Origin of the sequence: Marinobacter salarius (genome assembly GCF_032922745.1) — a bacterium.
Lineage (GTDB): Bacteria > Pseudomonadota > Gammaproteobacteria > Pseudomonadales > Oleiphilaceae > Marinobacter.
The window spans coordinates 811,436-837,776 of sequence record NZ_CP136693.1; the positions used below are offsets into that span (position 1 = coordinate 811,436).

Genomic DNA, 26,341 nt, shown 5'->3' on the forward strand with positions numbered 1-26,341 from the left:
CAGTCTTACCTATAGAAAAAGGCCCAAAACAGGCTCATCGAACAGGACGCTTCTTAGTCCCCTGACTCGCATCCGCCGTCAGGGGATCTTCCGGCCAGGGGTGCTTGGGATACCGACCGCGCATATCCTTGCGGACCTCCGGGTAGGCGTTCTGCCAGAAGCTTGCCAGGTCGGCCGTGACAGCCAGTGGTCGCTGGGCCGGGGACAGCAGGTGGATCACCACCGGCACCTGGGCTCCGGCAACCGTAGGAGTTTTGGTCCAGCCGAACAGCGCCTGGAGCTTGGCCGCCAGTACCGGGCCATTTTCTGCGGTGTAATCCAGCGCCACAGTCTGCCCGGTGGGGATCGTCAGACGGGTGGGAACCAAGTCTTCCAGAGCCTGCTGTTGTGGATAATCCAGCAGGCTGGAAAGAGCCTGGTTCAGGTTGAGTTTGTCCAGGTCACGCCAGCGGATCATCCCTGCCAGGAACGGGCCAAGCCAGGTTTCCAGGTTGTCTGTCAGCCAGCGCTCACTGACCGTTGGCCATTCTCCGGGAAAGCGTTCTGCCAGCAGGGCGACCCGGGCAAGCCATTGTTCCGCCGCCGGCGTCCATGGCAGGCTCCCAAGGCCCTTCTTGCGCACAGCGGCGAGCAGCCCCTGCTGCACCAGTTCCGGTGACGGGGCCGGCAAGGCTGTTTCCTCCAGCTCCAACTGCCCCAGTTTTCGGACGCGACGGGCCACCACGGTTCCGCGTCGCTCGTCCCAGACCGCCTCCTCGTATTCTTCAATGTGACCGGACAGGTCCTGTTCCAGCAACGCTGGGGTAACCGGTGCAGCAAGATAAATCGTGGCCTCCCTGGCCTTGCCGTCCAGTTCAGCGGCAACCAGCCACTCATAGCGAGCCAGCCGGTCGTCGCTGCGAAGGGCTGCGCCGCGGCCGTTGCTGAGCTGGTATCGTGGTGCTTCGTCCCGCCGTTTACGGGCAATCCGGTCCGGGTAGGCCTGTGCGAGCACGCGTCCTACCTCATCCTCGGAGGGCATTGCCTGTGGTCGTTCAAGCCCGGCCGCCAGGCGGGACACCGACTTGGTGATCGATATCACCCTGGCGGTATCCACACCCTGTCGCGGGCCGGAACCCCGCAGCATCCTGACCCGCTCCTGCATGTCCGCCCCCACTGACCGGCCCGCCAGATCCCGCTCTTCCAGCAGCGCCGCCAGTTCGGCGGCGAGATAGCCGTGGCCGATATCCCGTCCGCGTAGAATCATGTGCGCCAGCCTTGGATGAACGCCCATGTCCCGCGCCGCCTTGCCATGTTCGGTAATGGCGCTGTCGGCGTCCAGCATATCCAGCCACTGCAACAACGCCACGGCCTGCTGCCAGTGCGCGGCAGGGGGCGGGTCAATCCAGTCCAGCTGCTCCGGCGACCGCGCGCCCCATTGCGCCAGTTCCAGCACCAGAGGCGCCAGGTCCGCTTCCTGTATTTCCGGCGGAGTGAACTCGGCCAGACCGAATTGGGCAGACTCGCTCCACAGCCGGTAACAGACGCCAGGCTCAATCCGCCCGGCCCGCCCCTTGCGCTGCTCCGCAGACGCTTTTGACACCCAGCCCGTCACCAGCCGTGTCATACCGCTGTTGGCCTCAAACACCGCCCGGCGTTGTTGACCGCTGTCTATGACGACGCGCACGCCTTCAATGGTGAGACTCGATTCGGCAATAGCCGTGGCCAGAACCACTTTGCGATAACCTTCGGGCGCCGGCGCGATGGCCCGGTCCTGCTCCTCACTTTTCAGGTTGCCGTACAACGGCGCCACGATCACATCATTGCCTGTCTGGTTCTGAAGCTGACGCTCAACCCGACGAATCTCGCCCGCACCAGGGAGAAACACCAACAACGACCCACTCTGATCCGCAAGCGCCTCATGAATAACGGACACCACCTGTTCTTCTACCCGGCCATTGCGCGGAATCGGACGATACGCCACCTCCACAGGGAACGCCCGGCCTTCACTGCTCAGCACCGGCACATCACCCAGCAACCGGGCGATGGGTGCGGTATCCAGCGTGGCGGACATGACGATGACCCGCAGGTCCTCCCGTAAGGCCTGGCGGGCTTCCCGCACCAACGCCAGCCCAAGATCAGCCTGCATTGACCGTTCGTGAAACTCATCGAAAATCACAACGGCGTAGTCTTCCAGCGCCGGATCATTCTGGATCAACCGCGTGAGAATGCCTTCCGTGACCACTTCGATCACCGTCGCCGACGTCACCCGCGTATCCAGCCGCGTGCGGTAACCCACCGTCTGGCCCGGCTTCTCTCCCATCTGCCCGGCCATGTACCTTGCCGCCGACCGGGCTGCCAGCCGTCTCGGCTCCAACATCAGGATCTTGCGATTCTCACGCCAGGGGGCATCCATCAAAGCCAGTGGCACCCTGGTGGTTTTACCGGCGCCCGGTGGTGCCTGTAGCAGGATGGTTGTTTGGGACTCCAGGGTGTTCAGGAGGTCCGGGATGATGTTGTTGATTGGGAGCATTTGTTTTTGGCTGTGTTCAGGACTGGTTGGGTTGGGGGAGGGGCGTGGGTGTGTTTTATTTTTCAAATGAAAATGAACTCGCTTTGCTCGGACACCATTTTCTTTTGAAAAATAAAACACACCCACACCCTTAGGTAACTCCCGTAATTCTCCAAAGGGTACTATGGTCTAAACTTGTTTTACGCGAAACGTTGATGCGCTTACCTCAACAGACGCGACAACTGCCAGTTACATGAGAGTGGGGTGGTGGAATTATTTTCCGCCAGGAATGGGTGTCTGAGCGAAGCGAGTTCCATTCCCAAGGAAAAAATTCCACCACCCCGCTCATGCCCCCTAACGATCAGTCCTGCCAGCCCCCCCAGGCAAAGGCACAAAAAACGCAAACACCGCTCCAAGAGCCAACGCCACCACCCCGATGCCAAAGGCCGTGGTCAGGGTGCCGCCGGCTTCCAGCCATTGCTTGGTGAGCCACGGGCCGGCCATCTGGGTGAAGCCGTAGACCGACACCATTGCCGCTGACAGTCGCGGCCCCTGGTGCGGATGCAGGGCCCGGCCGATGCGTTGGGTGAGCATCACCGTACCCACGAACGTGCTGCCCACCAGGGCGGCACAAACCGCCAGGCCCAAGGCACCAGGCAAGATCACTGCCGCCAGGGCGCCGGCAAGCTGTACCACGAAATTCATGCGCAATGCAGGGAGATCGCCGATTTTTGCACCAAGATAGTTCCATATCGAGGGTGACAGGATCGTCGCCACAGCCGCCAGGAACCAGGCGCCATCCAGCAGCCAGTGGTCGGCCGGTAACTGGTCCTTGGCCAGCAATGGCAAGAACGTCATCGGCAGTATGTAACCGAGACCAGCCCCGGCGTAGGAGAGAAACAGGGGCACACTTGCCCGGTCAAACAGGGGCGATTTTCCCGGCGGGGTTTCGCCGTCGCTTTGCGCCCTCACCGGTACGTCCAGTCGGAGTAACCGCGCCGTGGCCCACCAGGCCAGGGGGATGGAAAGCACGACGGCAGGCCACCAGCGTTCAGTCCCCTCAAGCCAGTGGGCGCTGGAGCTGACCAGGCCACTTGATACCAAAAGGCCCAGGCCTACACCAATGTAGAGATGCCCACTCAGAGTGGCGCGGTTGCGCAGCACCAGCCATTCCAGGATCAACGCCGGAGCCTGGACAAAGACAACGCCGTTGGCGATGCCATTGAACAGGCGGGCGGCGGACATGGCCACAAGGTGGTCAGTCTGCGTCATCGCAAGGGTGGTCAACAGATGAACCACGAGGGACGCCGGCAGCAGCATGCGAATGTGGCTGATGGTGTGCCAGCGGATGGCCAGCAAGGCGCCAAGCAGGTAGCCAAGGTAGTTCCAGGTGGCCACCGCAGCACCCTGCCCGGCAGTGATCTGGCCATCGTCCACCAGATACGGCAATAGCGGCGTGTAGATGAAACGGCCCAGGCCGTGGGTGACCAGCAACAGAATGGCACCCGCTACCACGACCAGATAAAGATCCCGCGGCGGTGTGCAGGAAGGGTGGGAATTTGGCATCACAGAACCCCTGGGGAAAGCCGGTAGGCAGTCTAAGTCAGTGGGAGCAGGAAGTCAGCCGAGTCAAAGCGAGGAGCGCAGGGTCATGACTGGGACGCTCGCGGATGATTTTCCCGGGCCCACTCGTAGATCTCACGATAGGCCTCAACCAGGTCTTCCGGCTTGTGGGGAGGCTGAAGCACGGCGGTCATTTCGCCGTCCGGGTTGATCAGCGTGAAATGCCCGCTGTGTTCCACCAGCCGTTCGCCATCCACCTGACGTTGGGAGAAAACCGCGTTCATGCTTCTGGCGAGCTCTCTTAGTGTCTCAATGTCGCCAGTCAGGCCGTGAAAGTCGTCGCCGAAAAAGCCCACATAGTCTTTCAGTCTCTGGGGCGTATCGTGTTCCGGGTCGGCGGAAATCAACAGGAACTCCGGCTGCGGTAGCTCCTCCGGTAGCATTTTGTCGGTTTTGCGCAGGGTCGCCATGGCGGCGGGGCAGATGTCCGGGCAATTGGTATAACCAACGAAAGCAAACGTCCATTTGCCCTTCAGGCTGTCCCGGGTGACCGTTTCGCCCTGTTCGTTAAGCAGCTCGAACTCTGCAAGTTGACGACTGTTGTCGTACACGTAGGCGTTGATACTGCTGAGTTCCGGTGGGGGTGAAGGCTGGTCATTTCCGACCAGCAACACCTGCCGTCCAACCACCAGCCCGAAGATCAGCACGACAACCAACAGCAGCAGGATCAGCGTCAGGCGAATCGAACGGTCCATGAAATCTCCGGTAAATCAGCATTCAGAAAAACACAAAGTGGTCGACCAGCAGCACCACAAACAGGGCCATCAGATAGGTGATGGAATATTTGAAGGTGTTGAGCGCAACACGACGGTCATCACCTCTGAGCAACCGTACGGCATACTGCAGGAAACGCAGGCCGAGGGCCAGTGCACCCACCAGATAGATAACGCCAGACATACCGGTGACAAACGGCAGCAGGCTGACAGCAAGCAGCATCAGGGTGTACAGGAGTATATGTAACTCTGTGTACTTGTTGCCATGGGTGACTGGCAGCATGGGAATACCGGCCTTGGCGTATTCTTCCTTGCGATGGATGGCCAGTGCCCAGAAATGCGGTGGCGTCCAGGCGAAGATGATCAGCACCAGCAACAGGGCGTGACCTTCCACTTGCCCGGTCACCGCTGTCCAGCCCAACAGTGGCGGCATCGCGCCGGCCAGGCCACCGATAACAATGTTCTGCGGGGTCATACGCTTGAGAAACAGGGTGTAGACGCCCGCATACCCCACCAGTGACGCCAGGGTCAGCCAGGCTGTCAGCGCATTCACCTGCCACACCAGGATGACCATGCCGGCAACCGCCAGCACGGTTGCGAACAGCAGTGCGTCCAGCGGCGAGATTTTCCCGGTGGCGACGGGCCGTTTGCGGGTACGGGCCATGACCGTGTCGATTTTCTGATCCACCACGTGATTGACCACGGCTGCCGCGCCCGCCAGCAGGGCGATGCCCAGGTTACCGTAGAGCATAACCTCCCAACCCGGCACGCCCGGTGTGGCCAGTAGCATGCCTATGACTGAGGTGAGGATCATCATCGCCACCACAGTGGGCTTGGTCAGCTCCAGAAAATCCCGCCAGGAAATGCCCGCGGCAGCGGACTCGTTGGTCGTTCCCTGCGCCGGCAGTGCCTTTACGTGCTCGCTCATGCCGTCACCTCTCGCTCGATTGTTGTTGTAGGTTCTGTTTTCGCTGCCTCTGGCAGGGCCTGTTGATGAAATCGCCAGAGCAGATTGATCACTGCCAGCAAAAGCCCTGCGCCCATCGCGTTGTGCGCCACCGCCACTGACAGGGGTATATGAAACACAATGTTGGCCAGGCCCAGCGCAATCTGCGCAACCAGGGCCACGGCCACCAGCTGCACATGCCACGCCAGTGGTGTTCGCTTTGTCCTGCGCCACAGTAATGCCAGAAAAACCGTGAAGTACGCAAGCACTATCATCGCTCCCAGCCGGTGACTGACATGGATGGCGACACGACCGTCAGCCGTTAGCTGCCCGCCCAGGTAATTCGGCCCCACATGCTGGGTGACATCGAACCCATGCTGGAAGTCCATCTCAGCCGGCCACCATTCGCCCTGGCAGGTGGGCAGGTCAGTACAGGCCACAGCAGCGTAGTTGGCCGCTGTCCAGGCCCCCAGGGCAATTTGCATAACAACCAGCGCCAGACCACCGTATAGCCACGGCCGGAAACGGCGCAACCCGGGGGGCCGGCCTGCGCCGGGTGATTCCCCTTCAGGTTGCGGTCTACGGCGTAGGCGAAGCGTGAGCAGTGTCAGCAGGCTCAGGGTGGTAAAGCCCCCTAACAGGTGCAGGGCAACCACCTGCGGCCAGAGCTTCAGGGTCACTGTCCACATGCCGAAGGCGCCCTGGAGCAGAATGAAGGCAGCAATAAACAGTGGCAACCGAAGCGGCACGCCGTCACGACGATGACGGAACGCATAGGCCGCCAGGCCAAACACCACCAGCCCCAGCGTGCCGGCGGCGTATCGGTGGATCATTTCAGGCCAGCCTTTTTCCACGTCGACGGGCGTGTCGGGAAAGCGCGCATTGGCGATGGCCATCCGCGACTCATCATGGGGCACCGTCAGAAACCCGTAACAACCGGGCCAGTCCGGACAGCCAAGGCCCGCGTCCACCAATCGGGTCCAGGCCCCAAGCATGATGACGACCACCGCCAGCAGGGTGGCCAGTAGCGACCAGCGCGCCATGAGGTGGGCCGGGCGGGAAAGACGGGGTTGGGTGGTGTTCAACGGGGCATCTCCGGTTACTGATGGTCAGCCGATCTGTGACAGCTTCAACAGGTGTTTCAGATCCTTCAGCATATCCTTTCCCGTGTGTTCGGTGCCGTAGTGCATGATCACGTTACCAAAGGGGTCCACCAGCAGAATCCGTGGCTGGTGCTCCGGGTTGATGCCGGACGGCCATTTCGGAGCGCGGCCCTCCAGGATACTCAGCCGTTCCATGGAGCTGTATTCGTCGCTCCAGCGAGCCGAAAGATCGTCAGGGATAGTGCCGAGCCAGGCCGAACGATTTACCCGGTTAGCATTCTTGCCCAGGGCAATATTGACCTGGCGCGCCAGATACAGAAGCTCTTCACACTCCGAGGCGCATTGCTCGGAAACCACCACCATCATCCATTCGGCGTCGGGTTCGTCAGGGCCAAAGCGGTCGACAAGCGGGTTGCCGCTGGCTCCCTGAAGCTGCATTTGAGCCAGGGGCGCCGGCGGCTGGATCAGCTCGCCATTATTGCTATTGCCGGCAGGATTCAGCCAGCCGGTGTAGTACATGATAGTGGCAAAAATCATCGGGCCGAAACCGATGGCAAACAGTAAAAGGGCGGTTCGCCTGCCGCGGCGTACCTGCTCTGGAGAGACGTTGTCGTCCGGGTCTTTCTGGTCCATGCGCTCAGCCGTTGTCATTGTGATTACGGACTCCTGTTTTGCGATAGCTCGCTACGACCGTCAATATAACCAGCGCGATGGCCAGTGAAAACCATTGCACCGCATATCCATAATGGGTTTGTGGCCCCATCCGGTCTGGAGCCCAGTCGGCGCGGTAGGCGCCAGGTTGCTCCGGCCCGGAAAGCCTGAGTACCAGGCTGGCAACATCATTCTCAATTTCCCGAGCCTGCCCGTGGGACAGCGACTGTGTTCGCTTCGGCCAGCCCGCTTTGTCAGATGGCACGGACTTGAGCACCGGGGGTTCCGGAAACTCACTCAACCGCCCCTTCACACTAAGCTCTCCGGACGGATAACTGACATCGGGCAGTTGATCACGTCGCCGGGGAGCTTGTACCCAACCGCGATTTACAACCACCGGGCGGCCCTGAACCGGGTGGAACAGGGTCAGTACCTCATAGCCCGGCGCGCCATCGCGTGTGCGGTTATCGAGGAGCCAGGATACCTCGCTGTAACGGCCGGACAGTGTCACCGGTTGCCCGGCTTCGAGGCCGGCCGCCAGATGTTGCGACCAGCTCAGGTTTCCGGCCTGTTGCTGCCACTGTTCAAGCTGGGCCTGTTTCTCTCCTGCTCGCTCCAGCTGCCAGATCCCCAGGCCTAACAGTACCGGCAGAAAGAAGCCGGCGAACACCAACAGGCGCCAATCGAAGTGCCATTGGCGACGAGAACGATCGGTTGGATCAGACATGCTCTGCTATAGTGGGCTCTGGATCTACATTCCCGTTTACAGGATTTCCCATGCTGAAGATTCTCATTGTCGTACTCATGCTGGCCGTTCTGGTGAGCCTGTTCAGCGGTCTGTTCTTCCTGATCCGGGATGGCGGGAAAACGAACCGTGTCCTGAATTCCCTGGCGTTGCGGGTCGCCCTCAGCGTACTGCTGCTGGCAGTCATTCTGATTTCGGTATGGCAAGGGGGCCTGACCCTGAATCCGACCCCCTGACGCGCGTCGTCAGAGCACGTAGACGAAGACGAACAGCCCGAGCCAGACCACATCCACGAAGTGCCAATACCACGCCGACGCCTCGAAGCCGAAGTGGTAATCACCCGTGAAATGGCCTTTGTGTATGCGGATCAACATGATCGTGAGCATCAGGGTACCCAGTATCACGTGGGCGCCATGAAAGCCGGTCAGCATGAAGAAGGTGCTGCCATAAATACCCGACTGCAGGGTCAGGTTCAGATCCTGATAGGCATGAGCGTATTCATAGCCCTGGACACACACAAAGATCAGCGCCAGCGCAATGGTGGCGCTCAGCCAGAGTTTGAGCTTTTTGCGGTTGTCTTCCTTGAGGGCATGGTGTGCAACCGTGACCGTAAAGGACGACGTCACCAGCAGGATGGTGTTAATCAGCGGCAAACCCCAGGGACCGATAATGCCTTCCGGTGCCGGGTAAGCGTCGGGATCAGGGTTGTTGATCAGCGGCCAAGTCGCCTGGAAACCTTCCCACAGGATGTTGGAGCTACCACGGTCGCCTTCACCGCCAAGCCAGGGCACCGCGAACATCCGGGTGTAAAACAGGGCACCGAAGAAAGCCGCGAAGAACATGACCTCGGAAAAAATAAACCAGCTCATACCCCAGCGGAAGGAACGATCCATCTGTGGGCTGTAAAGGCCTGACCGGCTTTCCTTGATGACCGTGCCGAACCACCCGAATAGCATATAGGCCATGATCAGGGAGCCTATCAGGAACATCACCCAGGGGCCGGTGGTGCTCTCACCCTGCTGGCCGTTCACCATTATGGCCGCCGCGCCGTAGAGGGTAACCCCCAGCCCGACGGTGGCGACAATCGGCCACTTGCTCTGTTCCGGAACGTAGTACGTCTGGTTTTCCGCCATGACAATCTCCGATGGCTTATCCGTTATCGTTTGTTGTTGTGGGCGCCAGTCTGCCTCTGTTTCACTTTACTTCCGGCGGCGTGGCAAAGGTGTGGTAGGGCGCCGGAGAAGGCACCGTCCACTCAAGGCCTTCTGCTCCGTCCCACGGCTGGGCAGACGCCTTTTCACCGCCCTTGACGCACTTGACCACAATCACCAGGAACAGGATCTGACTGGCACCAAACAGGAATGCGCCGACGCTGGACACCATGTTGAAATCGGCAAACTGCAGCGCGTAATCCGGAATACGCCGCGGCATACCCGCCAGCCCGAGGAAGTGCATCGGGAAGAACGCCAGGTTCATGCCGATGAACGACAACCAGAAATGCGTCTTCCCCAGTGTTTCGTCGTACATATGGCCGGTCCACTTGGGCAGCCAGAAATACGCCGAGGCAAAAATGCCGAAGATGGCGCCCGGTACCAGTACGTAGTGGAAGTGCGCTACCACGAAGTAGGTGTCGTGATACTGGAAGTCAGCCGGCGCAATGGCCAGCATCAGGCCGGAGAAACCGCCGATGGTGAACAGGATGACGAAGGCGACCGCAAACAGCATCGGCGCCTCGAACGTCAGTGAACCCCGGAACATGGTCGCCACCCAGTTAAATACCTTCACCCCCGTGGGCACGGCAATCAGCATGGTGGCGTACATGAAGAACAACTGCCCGGCGATGGGAATACCGACGGTGAACATGTGGTGAGCCCAGACCACAAACGACAGCAGGGCGATGGCGCCCACCGCATATACCATGGAGGCGTAACCAAACAGGGGCTTACGGGAAAACGCCGGGATGATATGCGACACCGCACCGAAGGCTGGCAGGATCATGATATAGACCTCCGGGTGCCCGAAGAACCAGAACACATGCTGGAACAGCACCGGGTCGCCACCACCAGAAGCATCAAAGAAACTGGTGCCGAAGTTGATGTCCATCAGCATCATGGTGACCACGCCGGCCAGAACTGGCATGACAGCAATCAGCAGGAATGCCGTGATCAGCCAGGTCCAGACGAACAGGGGCATCTTCATCAGAGTCATGCCCGGCGCCCGCATGTTCAGGATGGTAGCGATCACGTTGATAGCACCCATGATCGACGACACGCCCATGATGTGAATGGCGAAAATAAAGAACGTGGTACTGGGCGGGCCGTAGGTCGTCGACAACGGCGCGTAGAAGGTCCAGCCGAAGTTGGGCGCACCGCCCTGCATGAACAGTGTGGATACCAGAATCAGAAAGGCACACGGCAGGAGCCAGAAGCTCCAGTTGTTCATTCGTGGCAGCGCCATGTCAGGCGCGCCCACCATCAGCGGAATCATCCAGTTGGCAAGGCCAACGAAGGCCGGCATAACCGCGCCGAACACCATGATCAGACCATGCATAGTGGTCATCTGGTTGAAAAATTCCGGCTCAACAATCTGCAGGCCCGGCTGGAACAGTTCAGCCCGGATTACCATGGCCATGGTTCCGCCGAGCAGGAACATCGTGAAACTGAATATCAGGTACATGGTCCCGATATCTTTGTGGTTGGTCGTCAGCAGCCACCGAGAAAAGCCCTTTGCGGGGCCGTGGTGATGATCGTCCTGGGCGTGGGTATCTGCAACCGCACTCATGAAAAACCCCCGTTACCGCCGTATATTCAGGCTGGTGATGTCATTAATCTGGCGTCATTGGATAGGGTGGGCTGAAGCCTTCGCTCCACCCCCACCCGGTTCATCATTCCTGATTCTTGTACTCAAAGACTTCTTTTGGCGTCACCATTTCGCCGGTGTCATTACCCCAGGCATTCCGCTCATAGGTAATGACCGCCGCGAGGTCGACTTCGCTCAGCTGGCCGCCGAACGCCTGCATGGCGGTGCCGGAAACGCCGTTTACAACAATATCCATATGCGCCTGCATGTCTTCGGTCACGACTTTACTGCCCTTCAGAGCCGGGAATGCTGGTGGCGCACCGCTACCGTCCGCCTGGTGGCAGGCAGCACACGCGCTGGCATAGGCTTTTTCGCCACGTGCCATCAACTCTTCCAGGGTCCAGTCCTTCTCGGTCAGCTCACGCTCACGCTGGGCCGCTTCCTTCTGCTCGGCCACCCAGGCATCGTATTCGTCCTGAGGAACAGCCTTGACCACCACCGGCATGAAACCGTGTTTTACGCCACACAGTTCGGTGCATTGACCACGATAGATACCGGGCTCGTCGACCCTGGTCCAGGTTTCGTTCACAAAGCCGGGAATGGCGTCTTTTTTCACGCCGAAGGCAGGCACCCACCAGGAGTGGATCACATCATTGGCGGTGACCAACAGGCGGATCTTCGCCCCAACAGGCACTACCATCGGGTTGTCTACTTCCAGCAGGTAGTTCTCGGTTTTCTCGGTGCGGTTGTAGATTTCGTCATCGCTGGTGGTGATATTGGAGAAGTATCCAAAATCATCCTCTATGTAGTCGTATTTCCAGCGCCACTGATAGCCGGTGACCTTGATATCGACGTCAGCCTCAGTGGTGTCGTACATGTCCACCAACGTTGCTGTGGCAGGAATGGCCATTACAACGAGAATCACGAGGGGAATGATGGTCCAGAGAATCTCGACCAGGGTATTCTCGTGAAAGTTTGCCGGCTTCCGGCCCGGGGACTTGCGATGGGCGAAGATGGACCAGAACATGACCCCGAACACCACGATGCCGATGACAACGCAGATCCAGAGGATCGTCATGTGAAGGCTGAAGATTTCATTGCTGGTACCGGTGACCCCGGGACTCATGTTCAGCGTCCAGTCCGCCATGGACAACGCTGGCGTCATAAGCCCGCCCAAGAGGACACCTGCCCGCTTAGCGTGCACGCGCATAATACTGTGTCTCCACAGAGTGTTATTCTTGTCGGATTTTGCGTCCAATCCGCCCCGCTCCGGCCAGTGCTCGCACACACTATTCAAGACAGGGTGGAAGTCTGCTATGGATAATACACATCCCAGTATAGACACAGATCAAAAAAATGCGAAAGCCCGTCCACCCATAAATGTACTAAAGAAGGAAGCTTGCTCATTCCCATAGAATCGTCTCCGCGACTCGCCACCACCGATCGCAGGCTCTGGGCGCTGGCCTGGCCACTGATGCTCACCAATCTCACGGTGCCACTGCTGGGACTTGTGGATACCGCCGTGCTGGGGCGCCTCGATACACCGGAGTATCTGGGCGCGGTCGCGGTGGGCGCAAACCTGTTCAGCATCCTCTACTGGACGTTTGGCTTTATGCGCATGGGCACGACGGGGCTGGCTGCCCAGGCTTGGGGTAAACGCGATGAATTCGCGCAGATTGCCCTGTTGCTGCGCTCCGTGCTGCTGGCAATCGGTATCGGCCTGCTGCTGATTCTGTTCCATCAGCCACTGATCAAACTGGGCCTGACCCTGATGAACCCCAGTGAGCGTGTTGCCGCGCTGGCATCGGAGTACGCCAGCATCCGTATCTGGAGTGCCCCAGCCGTGCTCTGCCAGTACACGCTGGTGGGCTGGCTGATTGGCACCCAGTATGCGCGGGGGCCCATGGTCATGCTGATTGTGGCCAACGGCCTCAACATTGTTCTTGATGTGCTTTTTGTGACCGGTTTTGGCTGGAACAGCCGTGGCGTCGCCATGGCCACCGTGATGGCGGAGTACTCGGCGGCCGCCATTGGGTTTTACATGGTTCTGAAACGGATGCCGGATGGCCAGGGGATCGAACGGGCGTTGTTCGGGCAGTTGCGGGATTACCTAAGAATACTGCAGGTGAACCGGTACATTATGGTGCGCACCATTGCCCTGCTTCTGGTATTGGCCTTCTTCACCGCACAGGGCGCGCGACAGGGCGACACCATACTGGCCGCCAACGCAGTGCTGATTACCTTCCTGCTGGTTATTTCCAACGGCCTTGACGGCTTTGCCAATGCCGCAGAAGCATTGATTGGTGAAGCCGTGGGAAAAAACAGTCGGCGCCAGTTCAAAAACGTATTCCAGGTGGCGTTCCGGTGGTCGTTATGGGGCTCGGTGCTGTTTACCGTCGCCTTTGTTCTTGGCGGGCGCTTCCTCATTGGCTTGCTAACAGGTATCGAGGAAGTGCGCGCAACCGCGTGGGATTATCTACCGTGGTTATGGATGCTACCGCTGGCCTCGGTGTGGGGCTTCCTTCTGGATGGCGTGTTTATCGGCGCAACCCGAACGCGAGACATGCAGAACACGATGCTGTTTTCAGCACTGGTGGTTTTCCTGCCGGTCTGGTGGCTGACGACCGGGTGGGGTAATCATGGACTGTGGTTCTCGCTGATCTGCCTGATGCTGGCACGGGCAGTTTCCATGGGTTGGCTGTTTTTGAGCCATTCACGGCACGATCGCTGGTTTTCAGGGCAGTAAGGGAGTGTGCTGACAAACTAGGTACAACCTGTTCAGGTTTAATGCTCACACCACAGCAGCCTGTCAAAACTCGTCTACACTTGTGAGAAAAGGCAGGCATGTTGCGGTAGCCAGCCGCTTCCCATGCCCCTGACGATCCCAAGCGTATAACGGGAGGCGCCTTGCGACCCCATTCCGTTCAGAGACCGGCTTCTCCTGAAATGACACCAAAGGTAGTTCTCGACATCATTGATCAGGCCCGAAGGCAGGAAGCCCGCTCCGGCACCTTTCTAAAGCAGATGCGGGAGAGGGCATCGTCGCTGCCTGCCACCATCACCATTGACGGTTACCAGCCAGCGACCTGCCTGTTCCAGTTTGCCATTGAGTACATCGAAATGGCGCCCCGACTGATTGAATGCGTGGAAGCCTGCGCAAGAGAAGCTCGTAAGGCCGAGCTGTTTGCGCCGTTTGTAGAGGCAGCGATCGGTTATTTTACCCAACCATCCGTTCTTCTGGTACGTTATGATGGCCTTGACGGGCTTCTGATACGAGCCTATCTCTGCCACCGCCTGATGGAGGAAATGTACGAAAACAACCGCTCCACCCGCGCCAGCGAACTGGTCGACGTGGAGGCAACACGGGCAAATCTGCTGGCGCATCAGTTGATCGGCGAACCGTTCGCCAACGAACTGGACCAGTCCATCACCGTCACCGTGTTGCAGATTGCCGGCTCACCGGACTATTACGAACTGAACCTGGACCCGTTCGTAGAACAGACAAGGAACGTTGCATGGGACTGGATGAGACACTATTGGGAAAACCTGCTGGTCCGTAACCACATACGTTTGTCGTTAGGAGCGGGTCTTTAGAAAATACGGATGAACAACATTGATGTACAAGCTGACCGTAACCCTGTTTCTGTTGCTTGCAGGCTCTCTCTGCAACGGCACCGAGACCAACACCGTACCTCTTCAACTGACCGATAACCTGTCAGGAAAGCCGGTCGCCAATGCCGTGGTGATTCTGGAAAACGGCCCTACGGAATCGCCCATAGAGGCTGAAATTGTTCAGAAAAACCGAAACTTTCACCCTCATACGCTGATCATACCCAAGCATTCCCAGGTGGACTTTCCCAACCAGGACAACACCCAGCACCACGTCTACTCATTCTCACCCGCCAAGACATTTAACATTGAGTTATACGCCGGACGACCAACAGAACCGGTTGTCTTCAACAAGACCGGTGTGGTGGAAATTGGTTGCAACATCCATGACCACATGCAGGCCTTTATTCTGGTCATCGACAGTGCACCCTCAGGCCGAACGGATGAACAGGGCCGATTGACGGTTGAGATTCCGCCGTCGGCAGACGATGGGTCCGGTAAGATTGAGCTCCAGGTATGGCACCCCCGATTGACAGACAACACCCGTATGGCCCGATTCACCGTTGAGCAACCCTATCCCGAATCACTCAAACTGTCGGTGAAATTGTCCCCGGAACCCGCGAGTGATGACAGGCTGGATGGCCTGCAAGAACGTTTCCGGGAGCTTTGATGGCGGTCGCTAGCCGAATAGGGTTTCGTGGACGTTTAGTCACCGTCATGGTCACCATGGTGGCCATCGTCAGCCTGAGCATCGGTGCACTGTTAATGCTTTACCTGTTCGAGGATGAGAAAGTACGTGCACTTGAGCAACTGAGTCTCGGTGAACGAGTTGCAGAGGAAGTGCTTGAGCGCCGCACCAGCCTGATCCTTTCCCGGCTGGACGTTGTGGTCCGCGATTTCGGCTTTCGCTCTGCCGTCGCCAGCGGAGATCGCGCCACCACGGACAGCGCACTGACCAATCAGGCCCGAAGGGTGAATGCCGATTTTGCCGTCTTGCTTGGCAGCGACGGACATATTCTCGCCGACACCGATGGACTGCCCGATGCGTTTGCCAATAGCCCGCTGGTTACAGAAATGCTGTCCAGGGCGCGACAAACAGGCTTTGCCAGCCAGATGAGCGTTTTCGGTGCAGACGGCTTTGAACTGCTCACAATCCCGGTGGAAGCGCCCGGATTAAGGGCCTGGCTGATTGCCGGTTTTAACATCAACAATGATCTTACCGACATTATCGGTCGACTGAGCGGCACCGAGGTGTTGTTCAGGGCCTCCACTGGTGAAGAAGGCAGTTATCAGATTCTTACCGACCCGGGTTCCATCAACGCATCGAGGCTGGATGAACTGAACAATGCCATGGCCAGGACGTCCGGCGAGAACCAGTTTCTTGAGAGTACACATTACTTCACCCGCATCATAAGCCTGACCGGGGACGAAACACCGGCCCTGCAGCTGCTGCTGTTGATCAACCGTGAGGCCCGTCTCAGCAACTACTATGAGCGTGCTGTGGAAATTCTTACGCTGGTCAGTGCCGTTCTTGTGCTGGCTGCCCTGATTGCGCTCATTATCGCTCGCAACATGGGGCAACCAGTCCTGCAACTGGCGGACTATGCCAAGGCCATCGGCGATGGCCACACGCCCGCACCTCCCCGTATTCGCGCCGGCGGCGAACTGGCCGAATTGCGCAGGGCGCTTGGCGACATGCTGAGCAAACTGCGGGACCGCGAGGAGCAGATACACTACGCCGCCAGCCACGATGAAATTACCGGGCTACCCAATCGAAACGCCTTTCTGTCGCGCCTGCGGGAGCAATTCGACAACCACCGCCCCTGCAGCCTGATGGGCCTGCGCCTCAATGATATTTCTGACGTCAATGACACTCTGGGCCTCGAGTTCGGGGACAAGGTTTTACAGGCGGTGTCGGCCAGGTTGGAGGAAGCACTGCCCGGCAGCTCAGCACTGGCAAGGACCGGAGGCGCCGAATTCCTGATGATGACTGGTCTCCAGCCGCAATCCGAGCTCGATAAACTTGCCACCAAGATCAGCGAAATCGTGGAATCGCCGTTGTTCATCGACAACACTCCGTTCTCCCTTCGCTGCACCATGGTTACGCTGCAGCTACCCCAGGACGCCATCGATACCGACCAGGTTCGCAGGCGTCTGAACCTCACGTTCGAACAGGCACACAAAAGCCGGCTGCCCGTAACCCATTATCAGCCAGGACAGGATGAGAACCACCTGAGGGAACTTCAGCTGATCTCTGATCTGCACCACGCCATTGCCAGCAACGGCTTGCATATGAACTACCAGCCCAAACTTGATATGGCGTCTGCCGGCTTTCATCAGGCCGAAGCACTGGTGCGCTGGATTCACCCGGACCTGGGGTTCATCTCACCGGAAGAGTTCATTTTCCTGGCGGAGCAATCCGGCCAGATCACCGACCTGACCCGACACATTCTCCGCCGTGTTGCCAACGATGCAAGCAAGTGGCACGCCGCGGGCCTGAATATTGGTGTTGCCATCAACCTGTCGGCGCTCGACCTCACCCGCCCGGAACTCGCCAGGGAAGTTGCCGAGGCGTTTTCCCAATGGCAGTTACCCATGTCCAGTATCACCCTGGAGGTAACCGAGAGCGCCCTGATGGAGGAACCCGAAACGGCCTTTGAAACCCTGCGGCGCTTACGCCAACTCGGTGTCACACTGTCGGTGGACGACTTTGGCACAGGCTATTCCTCGCTGTCGCAATTGCGCAATCTGCCGGTGCAGGAACTCAAGATCGACAAATCCTTCGTCCTGCGCCTGAATACCGAACCCCAGGACCAGCTCATCGTGCGCTCCACCATTGATATGGCCCATGGCCTGGGGTTGCGGGTTGTCGCGGAAGGGATCGAAAACGCCGAAAGCTGGTCGCTGCTGCGGGACTGGGGCTGTGAGATCGGGCAGGGGTTCTTCCTCAGCCGCCCCGTTGCCGCTGGCGACCTGAAGGAGACAGAGCAGTCGCTGACGGACCGTCAGCAGGAACTCAGATACGCAGGAGAAACCACGTCATGACACGCTTGGCCAGGGCACTAAGCACCGGTTTGCTGGCATTAACGGTATCGGCAAACCTGTCCGCAGACACAGGCAGCAGGCTTTGGGCCACCGGTGGGGTAACGTCCGTCGGGGGTGCCGCCGGGGGCGGTCTGTCACCCTGGGCCCTGCTTGGCGGCTATGCCAGCGATGAAGAGTGGGGGGGCACGCTGACCCTGTCCCGCGCTGAAACCGACGACTATACCCTGTCGGTGGTCGGGACAGGCGTCACCTGGAACAATCGTGTTGAGCTCACGCTGGCGCGCCAGACTCTGGACCTGGACAGCCTGGTGTTCACCCTGAAAAACGGCTTTGGCCTTGAAGAGGACGAACTGGTACAGGACGTTTTCGGGCTCAAAGTAAGACTCGCCGGCGACGCCCTCTACAGCCCCTGGGGGCAATGGTCAGCCGGGCTTCTGCACAAACGCAACCGCGAGTTTACCGTACCCGACGCCATCGGCGCGGAAGATGACAGCGGCACCGATATCTACGTCGGAGGCAGCAAACTCTTCTTCGCGGCGGTGATGGATCGCAATCTCCTGGTCAATGCTACCGTTCGCGGTACCAAGGCCAATCAGGGCGGACTACTGGGTTTCGGCGGCGACCGCAACGACAGCTACGAGGCCATGTTTGAAGGCAGCGTCGGGTTGTTTGTGACCCGCCAGTGGCTGGTGGGTACGGAATACCGCCAGAAGCCGGACAACCTGGGTTTCGCCACCGAGGAAGACTGGTGGGACGTCTTTGTTGCCTGGGTACCCGACAGGCGCTTGTCGGTCACGGCCGCCCTGGTCAATCTTGGTGATGTTGCCACCCTGGAAGACCAGCGCGGCGCCTACCTTTCACTGCAGGCCAGTTTCTGACAACCCGGGAGATCATTATGAAACATTCTGTCATCATCTTGGTTCTATTACCTCTTCTGGCTCTCTCCGGTTGCCAGTCCATGGTTGAATCCAGCCAACAGAATACTTCTCTCTATCAGCAGCTTGGGGAACGTTCCGGCATTGCCGATATCGTCGAAGACCTGCTCTACCGGATTGTCGAAGACGAGCGTATCAACGATCAGTTTCGTGGCATTAACGTGCGCCAGTTCCACACCAACCTGACGGACCAACTCTGCGAACTCAGTGGTGGGCCGTGCACCTATTCCGGGCGCGGAATGCGCGAAAGCCACGCCGATATGAACGTGACGGACACCCAATTCAATGCCCTGGCTGAGAACCTCATCCTGGCCATGGAAGAGAACGGCATACCCACGGGTGCGCAGAACCAACTGATCAAAAAACTGGTGCCGCTGTACCCCCAGATCCGCAACCTTTGATTTGAGCCGGGCGACAAACCGGTTAAGCTTGCCCGCTGACCGATAAACCTTTCCTGACGGGAGAATAAACCTTGCTCGACAACGCGGATCTGGGAAAACTGATTGTTCGACTGACCCTGGGCGGACTATTGCTGTTTCATGGCATCGCCAAGCTGTTCCATGGCGTGGGCTTCATCGAAGGCCAACTGGCCAGCCATGGGATTCCCGCCTTTTTCGCGTGGGGCGTGTTCATTGGTGAGTTGCTGGCACCACTGATGGTGATCCTGGGTTACCAGACCCGTATCGGCGCGTTACTCATCGCCTTCAACATGCTGGTGGCCATTGCTCTGGTACACAGCCATGAACTGATGGCACTGGGTAACAACGGCGGCTGGGCACTCGAACTGCAGGGCTTCTTCCTGTTCATTGCCATTGCCGTTATTTTTCTTGGACCGGGCCGCTACAAGCTCAAGAACTGACCGTTCGAGTGGTCACCGGTCGCGTGTAACTAACGACGCATGGAGACAGATACGATGACCGATAAAAAGTCAGAGCTCCGCCCAGGCCGATACCGACACTATAAGGGTAGGGATTATGACGTCATCGGTGTAGCCCGCCACAGCGAAACCGAAGAGCCGATGGTCGTATACCGCTGCCTGTACGGTGACTACAGCCTATGGGTACGACCCTTGGCGATGTTCCAGGAGACAGTGGAAGTCGCTGGCGAGGATGTTCCCCGGTTTACCTACGTGGCCGACGATCACCCGTAAGCACGATTTTTGACTGCAGCACGCGTTTCCGGCACATTAGCGCGCTTTCCTGAACCGCCCCACCTCCGGGGCGCTGAAAGCCATCCCCGACATCCCGGAGTTTGCCATGAATGCCGTTGTTGCTGCGGTCGTGATCATGCTCGTGCTGAGCTTGTGCCGCATCCACGTTGTTGTTGCCCTGATTATTGGCGCCGTCGCCGGCGGCCTGATCAGCGGCCTGTCACTGGACGCCACCATTGCCGCGTTTAACGAGGGCCTGGGAGGCGGCGCCACCGTCGCCCTGTCCTACGCCACCCTCGGTGCCTTCGCCGTCGCCATCGGCAAATCCGGCCTCGCCCATGCCCTGGCGGACAAAGCCCTGAACCTGGTGGGCCGGCAGGATAACGGCAAAGCCGCTGGCGGCATCCGCCTGCTGATCGTTGGCCTGCTACTGGCCATTGCCATGTCGTCCCAGAACATCCTGCCCATTCACATTGCTTTCATTCCGCTTGTGGTGCCACCACTGCTGTACGTGATGGCCAAACTGAACATGGACCGCCGCCTGGTGGCCTGCGTGCTGACGTTCGGGCTGATCACTCCCTACATGTTCCTGCCTGTAGGCTTCGGAGGGATTTACCTCAATGAAATCCTGCTGGCGAACGTGGGCGACAACGGCATCGACGCCACCGACCTCAACGTCATGTCCGCCATGGCTTTGCCAGCACTTGGCATGCTCTGTGGACTTCTCGTCGCCGTCTTTTTCAGCTACCGCGGCGACCGACACTACAGTCTGGACGCCATTGCCCGCACCGAACGGGTAGATGTGACCTACAACGGCAGCACGCTGCTCATGGCCCTGGTCGCCATCGTGGCGGCGTTCGTGGTACAGCTGTGGTTGGGTTCGATGATCCTCGGGGCGCTGGCTGGCTTTGTACTGTTCAACCTGTCCGGGGTAGTGAAATGGAAAGAAGCCGACGACCTGTTCACCGAAGGCATGAAAATGCTGGCAATGATCGGCTTCATCATGATCGCCGCTTCCGGCTTTGCCGAAGTCATGCGCGAAACCGGTGACATTGCCACCCTGGTGGAAGGCTCCGTCTCCGCCATCGGCGACAACAAAGCCCTGGCCGCCCTGCTGATGCTGGTCGTTGGCCTGCTGATCACCATGGGCATCGGTTCGTCGTTCTCCACCATCCCCATCATCGCAGCCCTCTACGTGCCGCTAGCCCTGGAACTGGGCTTCAGCCCACTGGCCATTGTGGCTCTGGTCGGCACCGCCGGCGCCCTGGGCGATGCCGGCTCTCCGGCCTCGGATTCCACCCTCGGCCCCACCGCCGGCCTCAACGTCGATGGCCAGCACAACCACATCTGGGATACGGTGGTGCCGACGTTCCTGCACTACAACCTGCCGTTGTTGGGCTTTGGGTGGTTGGCGGCTATGGTTCTTTAGGGTTCGGAGTTGTCTGCTATTCGTAGCCTGACTTCAACGGGGGCTGCGAGGGGGCAGGGGGAGTTTTTGCTCTTGAAATGGAACTCGCTGCGCTCAGACACCCATTTCTGGCGAGTAAAAATCCCCCTACCCCCTCACGAACCAACACCCAAGATATCGCCAAGAACACACAAAATGTCACTGTCCTTTCAAGCGATACCCTTTCGGTTCAAACCGGAGGGTGTTGGGGTGCTTTCTGCCGGGAAAAAGGTGTCTGAGCGCAGCGAGTTCTTTTTCCCAGAAGAAAGCACCACGACGCCGTCCAGGCCCCCAAAACCAGCAGGCTACAACAGGAAGGCAAACTCCAAAGCCTCAATCATCCTTGGAAGAAAAGAACACCACCTGCTTAACGGTATGATCGTCTTCGTTGTCGAGCTTGTTCACCCGGGTTTCCAGTTCGGGATTGGTCGGCTCCGGGGTATCAGACACCGCATCCGTGAAACCGCAGGCGACGCACTCGCGAACCTGATCATCGTCGTCGGTGGTAAACATCATGATTTTGTCCATCTCCGCACAGCGGGGACAGACAGCGCCGGCGATAAAACGTTTGGGGGTCGCCATGGTTAAAACTCCAACAATTCCAGAACCCGGCCAGCCACAAAACTGACCGGGTGATATCGGCTTAAGCCGCGTCTTCAGTAATACCCGTCTGTTTCAGCAGCGCACCCACCTCCGGTTCACGGCCACGGAACGCCTTGAACAGTTCCATCGGCTCCTGGGAACCGCCTTTTTCAAGGATGTTCTGCAGGAACGCCTTACCGGTTTGCGGATCGAAGATACCCTTCTCCTCGAACAGCGAAAACGCATCCGCCGCCAGCACCTCGGCCCATTTGTAGCTGTAATAGCCCGCGGCGTAGCCACCCGCAAAAATGTGGGAGAAGCTGTTGGGGAAGCGGTTGAACGAGGGTGCTTCCACCACCGCGATTTCGCTCCGCACCTTGCGATGCATGTCCAGCGGGTTGGTGGGGGCGTCGAGGGTGAATTCCGCGTGCAGGCGGAAATCAAACAGCGAAAACTCCAACTGACGCACCATCGCCATGCCGGACTGGAAATTCTTGGCCGCCAGCAGCTTTTGCAGCAGGTCGTCCGGCAGCGGCTCACCGGTTTCATGGTGCGAGGCGATCAGGGCCAGGGAATCCGGGTTCCAGCACCAGTTTTCCAGGAACTGGCTGGGCAGTTCCACCGCGTCCCAGGCAACGCCATTGATTCCGGATACGTCCAGCACATCCACCTGGGTGAGCATGTGGTGCAGGCCGTGCCCGAACTCGTGAAACAGCGTGGTGACCTCATCGTGGGTCAGCAGTGACGGCTTGCCGTTCACCGGCGGCGTGAAGTTACAGGTCAGGAAAGCCACCGGCAGCTGCAACTGGCCGCGCAGGTTGCGCCAACGTACTCGGCAGTCCGCCATCCAGGCGCCGCCACGCTTGCCCTGGCGGGCGTACAGATCAAGGTAAAACCAGGCCAGGGGCTCGCCATTGCGGCTGATGCAATAGGCGGTCGCGTCCGGGTGCCAGGTTTCTACGTCTGGTTTGGCTTCAATCTGCACGTCGAACAGCTTCTCGGCCACGGCAAACAAGCCTGGAACCACCTTGTCCACCGGGAACCACGGGCGCAGGGTTTCCGGGGAAATGTCGTAGCGTTCCTGGCGCAGTTTTTCACTGTAGTAGCCGATGTCCCACGCCTGCAGGTCCTCAACGCCGTGGGTGTCCCTGGCGAAGGCCTTCAGCTCGGCAAACTCCCGCTCGGCAATGGGTTTGGACTTGGCCGCCAACTGGTTCAGGAAGTCCAGCACTTCGTCGACATTGCGAGCCATCTTGGTGGCCAGGGAGCGCTCGGCGTAGTTGTCGAATCCGAGCAGCTGAGCCATGGAGTGACGACGCTTGAGGATTTCCGCCATCACCGGCGTGTTGTCCCAGGTGCCGGCATCCGGGCCCATGTCGGACGCACGGGTCACAAAGGCTTCGTAGACTTCACGACGCAGGTCGCGGTTGTCACCGTAGGTCATCACCGGGTAGAAGCTGGGGAAATCCAGGGTGATCACATAGCCGTCCAGATCCTTCTGTTGCGCTGCCTGCTTGGCACCATCGAGTGCGCTCTCAGGAACGCCCGCCAGCTCTTCCACATCGGTGATGTGCTTGAACCAGTGTTGAGTGGCATCCAGAACGTTGTCGCTGAAACGGTTGGAGAGCTCCGACAGCTCCATCGACAGATTGGCGTACTGCTCTTTCTTTTCCTGGGGCAGATCGACGCCACCGAGGTGGAAGTCCCGCAGGGTGTTGTCCACGGATTTACGCTGCGCCTCGCTGAGTTCATCGTACTGGCCGCTTTCTGCCAGCTTCTTGTAAGCCTCGCAGAGTTCTGCATTCTGGCTTAACTCGGTGCTGTACTCGGTGAGCTTTTCCAGGCAGTTCTTGTAAACCTTGCGCAGGTCATCACTATTCATCACACCGTTCAGGTGGGAAATCACCGACCAGGCTCTTTCCAGCCGGTCTTCGGTTGCCTGCATCGGTTGCGCCAGGGTTTCCCAGGTGGGTTCGTCCTGCTGCGCCAGTTGTGAGATTTTCACGCGGTTCTCGCTGAGAATCTGGTCAATTGCCGGTTCCATGTGCTCGGTGCGAACATGGTCAAACTTGGGCAACAGGTCGTCGGTCAATAACGGGTTATTCATAAGTCCCCTTCTCAGCCTTTAATTTGTCAGGTAGCTTCGAGTATTCAACATCGGGAAAGGCACCTGTGGGGAAGCTTTTCCAAAACTGTACGGAGCCATGGATGGCGGAGTCCAAGCGTCACATGGATGTGCCGAAGGAGCGTGTTTTGGAAAAGCTTCCCCACAGGTGCCCCGAGCCTTCGGGTAAACGCTATATAGGTATATGTAATGTCGAATGTACGAACACACAAGGGTAACACGCCACAATTTGGAGAACGCGCCTGGATTGACCCAAGCGCAGTAGTCATCGGGGATGTCCAGACAGGGGATGACGTCTCCATCTGGCCAATGACGGCGGTGCGCGGTGACATGCACAAAATCCGCATTGGCAATCGCTGCAGCATCCAGGATGGGTCGGTGCTGCACATCACTCATGCCAGTGATTATAACCCCGGTGGCTATCCGCTTCTGATCGGGGATGACGTGACCGTTGGCCACAAGGCGCTGCTACACGGCTGCACCATTGGTAACCGGGTGCTGGTAGGTATGGGTTGCATCATCATGGACGGCGCCGTGGTGGAGGACGAAGTGATTGTCGCTGCTGGCTGCCTGGTGCCGCCGGGCAAAACCCTGGAGTCCGGTTACCTGTACGTTGGGTCACCCTGCAAACAGGCCCGGGCGTTGTCGGATCAGGAAAAGACCTTCTTCAAGTACACCGCGGCCAATTACGTCAAACTCAAGGACGACTATCTCAATGAGGTTTAGTGGAGAGATCCGCCATTGAAGCGACTGCTGTTAACCACCATCCTGCTGAACGTTTTGTTCGTGGCGTTGCTGCTGCCTCACTATCCCCAAATGCCCTGGTTGGCAGCGGAAGCCCTGTTGATAAGTGGACTGTTCGCTCTTCTACCTGAAAGCACGGGGAAGCGTGTCGGAGCGGCAACTGTTGGCGCTCTCTTTGGCCTGCTCGCTTTCTTTGCACTGAGTGATGTTCTGGTTCGCCACAGCATCGGGCGACCTTTCAATCTCTATCTCGAGTTGGGCCTTGCCGGTTCGGTGTTTAACCTGTTGCAGAGCAACCTGGGAATGACACTGTCGCTGACGCTGATCGTCATGGCCCTGGCTGTCTTCGTGGGGTTGGGCATCTGCGTAAGCCGGTTGCTCCGGCAGACTGATGCAAACCGTTCCCGCGCTCCGGCAACCGCCGTTGCGGCTCTGGGCATCGTCGCCATGGGGGTAGCGTTCCTGCCGCAACCATTCGTGGGCCTGACAGCAGCCCGGGCAGCCACCCAGCAGGTTGAACTGGCCGCTGATACCTATCAGTCAACGGCCTCTTTCCAGCAGCATTTGATGGATAACCCGGGCGCCAGCCAATCCAGGCCACTGCAGGCGCTTGCTCAAACCGATGTGATCCTGGGGTTCATTGAGTCCTACGGCATATCTTCCGTCACCGACCCGCGTTACGGGCCCCTGATCCAGCCTCGCCTCCAGCAAATGGAGCAGGTGCTGGCGAACGCCGGCCTGCATATGGTCACGGGCCGCCTGCAATCCCCCGTTCAGGGTGGCCAATCCTGGCTGGCGCATACCACGCTGCTCAGCGGCCAATGGATCGACACCCAACTCGATTACGACACTTTCCTGGCCAGCGACTATCCCACACTGATTAATGATATGGGCGCGACTGGCCATGATACCGTGGCCGTTATGCCCGCCATTACCCGGGAGTGGCCGGAGGGTCTTGCGTTCGGCTACAACCGCATCTATCACTCCACCACCATGGGCTATCGTGGACCCGCCCTGAACTGGGTCACCATGCCAGATCAGTACACCTGGTCATGGTTCCAACGCCAGATTCGGGAGCGCGCTGATCATACCCCTGTGTTCGCTGAGGTGGCGCTGATCAGCAGCCACGCGCCATGGGTCCCCATACTCCCGGTTCTGGACGATTGGGACAGCATTGGCAATGGAGAAGCGTTTAACCGCTGGAAAGACGCCGGCGAAGCACCTGCGAGCCTGTGGCGGGACCCCGAGCGCGTGCGCGATCACTATGCCCGCTCGCTGGATTATGCACTGAACGTGGCCACCGAATACGCCAAACGCCATGTGGATAACAAGACCCTGCTGGTGCTGACAGGCGACCATCAGGCGGCCCCTTTGATCACCGGCGACGACGCCAGCCGCGACGTCATTGTTCATGTGATTAGCGCCGACCCCACAATGCTGGCGCCGTTTGTTGGCAGCAGTGATCAGAAGGGCATACGCGGATTCCGGTGGGGTGCGCACCCCCACTCGGATCAGCAGGGGCCTTCGATGGCCAGCTTCCGGCCCTTTCTTCATCGGGCTTTCAGCGGCCCGCACATTCCGGTAGAAGTGTCTGCTTCAGGCGTTGTTGAGCAGTAACCGGTAAAGAAGGAGA

At 58.9% G+C, this 26,341-nt stretch carries 24 protein-coding genes; 12 read left to right on the plus strand and 12 right to left on the minus strand.

Annotation, left to right across the window (positions count from 1 at the left end):
- Positions 1-34 precede the first annotated feature (34 nt).
- The 7 genes from hrpB to R1T46_RS03780 all read right to left on the minus strand — a co-directional run bounded on the left by hrpB (position 35) and on the right by R1T46_RS03780 (position 8,254).
- A complete protein-coding gene (gene hrpB / locus R1T46_RS03750) occupies positions 35-2,512 on the minus strand; it encodes an ATP-dependent helicase HrpB (RefSeq protein ID WP_317307386.1) in 2,478 nt (825 codons plus the stop codon).
- A 333-nt stretch (positions 2,513-2,845) separates the two neighbouring features.
- Positions 2,846-4,057, minus strand: a complete 1,212-nt coding sequence (locus tag R1T46_RS03755) for a YbfB/YjiJ family MFS transporter (protein ID WP_317307387.1) — start codon at positions 4,055-4,057, stop codon at positions 2,846-2,848.
- Between the two features lie 83 nt (positions 4,058-4,140).
- Positions 4,141-4,809: an SCO family protein gene (locus tag R1T46_RS03760; protein WP_091643265.1), complete on the minus strand. Its 669-nt coding sequence runs from the start codon at positions 4,807-4,809 to the stop codon at positions 4,141-4,143.
- A 22-nt stretch (positions 4,810-4,831) separates the two neighbouring features.
- Positions 4,832-5,755 carry a heme o synthase gene (gene cyoE, locus R1T46_RS03765; protein ID WP_036207795.1) on the minus strand — a complete coding sequence of 308 codons (924 nt, stop codon included), beginning with the start codon at positions 5,753-5,755 and terminating at the stop codon, positions 4,832-4,834.
- Positions 5,752-6,858 carry a COX15/CtaA family protein gene (locus R1T46_RS03770; protein WP_369810871.1) on the minus strand — a complete coding sequence of 369 codons (1,107 nt, stop codon included), beginning with the start codon at positions 6,856-6,858 and terminating at the stop codon, positions 5,752-5,754. Before R1T46_RS03770 ends, cyoE begins: the two co-directional genes overlap by 4 nt.
- A 24-nt stretch (positions 6,859-6,882) precedes the next feature.
- Positions 6,883-7,527, minus strand: a complete 645-nt coding sequence (locus R1T46_RS03775) for a hypothetical protein (protein ID WP_051946976.1) — start codon at positions 7,525-7,527, stop codon at positions 6,883-6,885.
- Positions 7,514-8,254 (minus strand): SURF1 family protein, encoded by a 741-nt coding sequence (locus R1T46_RS03780; protein ID WP_036207804.1) that lies wholly within the window; start codon positions 8,252-8,254, stop codon positions 7,514-7,516. Before R1T46_RS03780 ends, R1T46_RS03775 begins: the two co-directional genes overlap by 14 nt.
- Positions 8,255-8,304: 50 nt before the next feature.
- On the opposite strand from R1T46_RS03780, the gene R1T46_RS03785 reads away from it, so the two are divergent.
- Positions 8,305-8,508: a twin transmembrane helix small protein gene (locus R1T46_RS03785; protein WP_007152938.1), complete on the plus strand. Its 204-nt coding sequence runs from the start codon at positions 8,305-8,307 to the stop codon at positions 8,506-8,508.
- Between the two features lie 9 nt (positions 8,509-8,517).
- On the opposite strand, the gene R1T46_RS03790 is transcribed toward R1T46_RS03785, so the two are convergent.
- From R1T46_RS03790 to coxB, 3 genes are all read right to left on the minus strand, one after another.
- A complete protein-coding gene (locus tag R1T46_RS03790) occupies positions 8,518-9,405 on the minus strand; it encodes a cytochrome c oxidase subunit 3 (RefSeq protein ID WP_317307388.1) in 888 nt (295 codons plus the stop codon).
- Between the two features lie 61 nt (positions 9,406-9,466).
- Positions 9,467-11,053, minus strand: a complete 1,587-nt coding sequence (gene ctaD, locus R1T46_RS03795; RefSeq protein ID WP_036207809.1) for a cytochrome c oxidase subunit I — start codon at positions 11,051-11,053, stop codon at positions 9,467-9,469.
- Positions 11,054-11,156: 103 nt separating this feature from the next.
- Positions 11,157-12,281 (minus strand): cytochrome c oxidase subunit II, encoded by a 1,125-nt coding sequence (coxB, locus tag R1T46_RS03800; RefSeq protein ID WP_036207811.1) that lies wholly within the window; start codon positions 12,279-12,281, stop codon positions 11,157-11,159.
- A 264-nt stretch (positions 12,282-12,545) separates the two neighbouring features.
- On the opposite strand from coxB, the gene R1T46_RS03805 reads away from it, so the two are divergent.
- The 9 genes from R1T46_RS03805 to R1T46_RS03845 all read left to right on the plus strand — a co-directional run bounded on the left by R1T46_RS03805 (position 12,546) and on the right by R1T46_RS03845 (position 21,239).
- Positions 12,546-13,817 (plus strand): MATE family efflux transporter, encoded by a 1,272-nt coding sequence (locus tag R1T46_RS03805; protein ID WP_317308256.1) that lies wholly within the window; start codon positions 12,546-12,548, stop codon positions 13,815-13,817.
- A 200-nt stretch (positions 13,818-14,017) separates the two neighbouring features.
- Positions 14,018-14,665: a hypothetical protein gene (locus tag R1T46_RS03810; RefSeq protein WP_286810836.1), complete on the plus strand. Its 648-nt coding sequence runs from the start codon at positions 14,018-14,020 to the stop codon at positions 14,663-14,665.
- A gap of 22 nt (positions 14,666-14,687) precedes the next feature.
- Positions 14,688-15,350 carry a methylamine utilization protein gene (locus R1T46_RS03815; RefSeq protein ID WP_286810837.1) on the plus strand — a complete coding sequence of 221 codons (663 nt, stop codon included), beginning with the start codon at positions 14,688-14,690 and terminating at the stop codon, positions 15,348-15,350.
- Positions 15,350-17,725 carry a putative bifunctional diguanylate cyclase/phosphodiesterase gene (locus R1T46_RS03820; RefSeq protein ID WP_286810838.1) on the plus strand — a complete coding sequence of 792 codons (2,376 nt, stop codon included), beginning with the start codon at positions 15,350-15,352 and terminating at the stop codon, positions 17,723-17,725. The genes R1T46_RS03815 and R1T46_RS03820 overlap by 1 nt, the downstream gene beginning before the upstream one ends.
- Positions 17,722-18,603, plus strand: coding sequence for a DUF3034 family protein (locus tag R1T46_RS03825; protein ID WP_286810839.1), 882 nt, complete (start codon positions 17,722-17,724; stop codon positions 18,601-18,603). Before R1T46_RS03820 ends, R1T46_RS03825 begins: the two co-directional genes overlap by 4 nt.
- Positions 18,604-18,620: 17 nt before the next feature.
- Positions 18,621-19,061 carry a group I truncated hemoglobin gene (locus R1T46_RS03830; protein ID WP_286810840.1) on the plus strand — a complete coding sequence of 147 codons (441 nt, stop codon included), beginning with the start codon at positions 18,621-18,623 and terminating at the stop codon, positions 19,059-19,061.
- Positions 19,062-19,132: 71 nt separating this feature from the next.
- On the plus strand, positions 19,133-19,519 hold the full coding sequence (locus tag R1T46_RS03835) for a DoxX family protein (RefSeq protein ID WP_286810841.1): 387 nt from the start codon (positions 19,133-19,135) through the stop codon (positions 19,517-19,519).
- 54 nt (positions 19,520-19,573) lie between these two features.
- On the plus strand, positions 19,574-19,810 hold the full coding sequence (locus R1T46_RS03840; RefSeq protein ID WP_286810842.1) for a DUF1653 domain-containing protein: 237 nt from the start codon (positions 19,574-19,576) through the stop codon (positions 19,808-19,810).
- Between the two features lie 106 nt (positions 19,811-19,916).
- Positions 19,917-21,239: a Na+/H+ antiporter family protein gene (locus R1T46_RS03845; protein WP_317307389.1), complete on the plus strand. Its 1,323-nt coding sequence runs from the start codon at positions 19,917-19,919 to the stop codon at positions 21,237-21,239.
- A gap of 351 nt (positions 21,240-21,590) precedes the next feature.
- Here the strand turns inward: R1T46_RS03845 and R1T46_RS03850 are convergent, their stop codons facing one another.
- Together R1T46_RS03850 and prlC are read right to left on the minus strand one after the other, a co-directional pair.
- On the minus strand, positions 21,591-21,839 hold the full coding sequence (locus tag R1T46_RS03850; RefSeq protein WP_091643245.1) for a YheV family putative zinc ribbon protein: 249 nt from the start codon (positions 21,837-21,839) through the stop codon (positions 21,591-21,593).
- A gap of 61 nt (positions 21,840-21,900) precedes the next feature.
- On the minus strand, positions 21,901-23,946 hold the full coding sequence (prlC, locus tag R1T46_RS03855; RefSeq protein ID WP_317307390.1) for an oligopeptidase A: 2,046 nt from the start codon (positions 23,944-23,946) through the stop codon (positions 21,901-21,903).
- A gap of 207 nt (positions 23,947-24,153) precedes the next feature.
- On the opposite strand from prlC, the gene R1T46_RS03860 reads away from it, so the two are divergent.
- Both R1T46_RS03860 and R1T46_RS03865 read left to right on the plus strand, forming a co-directional pair.
- On the plus strand, positions 24,154-24,690 hold the full coding sequence (locus R1T46_RS03860; protein ID WP_317307391.1) for a gamma carbonic anhydrase family protein: 537 nt from the start codon (positions 24,154-24,156) through the stop codon (positions 24,688-24,690).
- A gap of 15 nt (positions 24,691-24,705) precedes the next feature.
- Complete coding sequence (locus R1T46_RS03865) at positions 24,706-26,325, plus strand: hypothetical protein (protein ID WP_317307392.1); 1,620 nt, start codon at positions 24,706-24,708, stop codon at positions 26,323-26,325.
- The last annotated feature ends 16 nt before the right edge of the window (positions 26,326-26,341 follow it).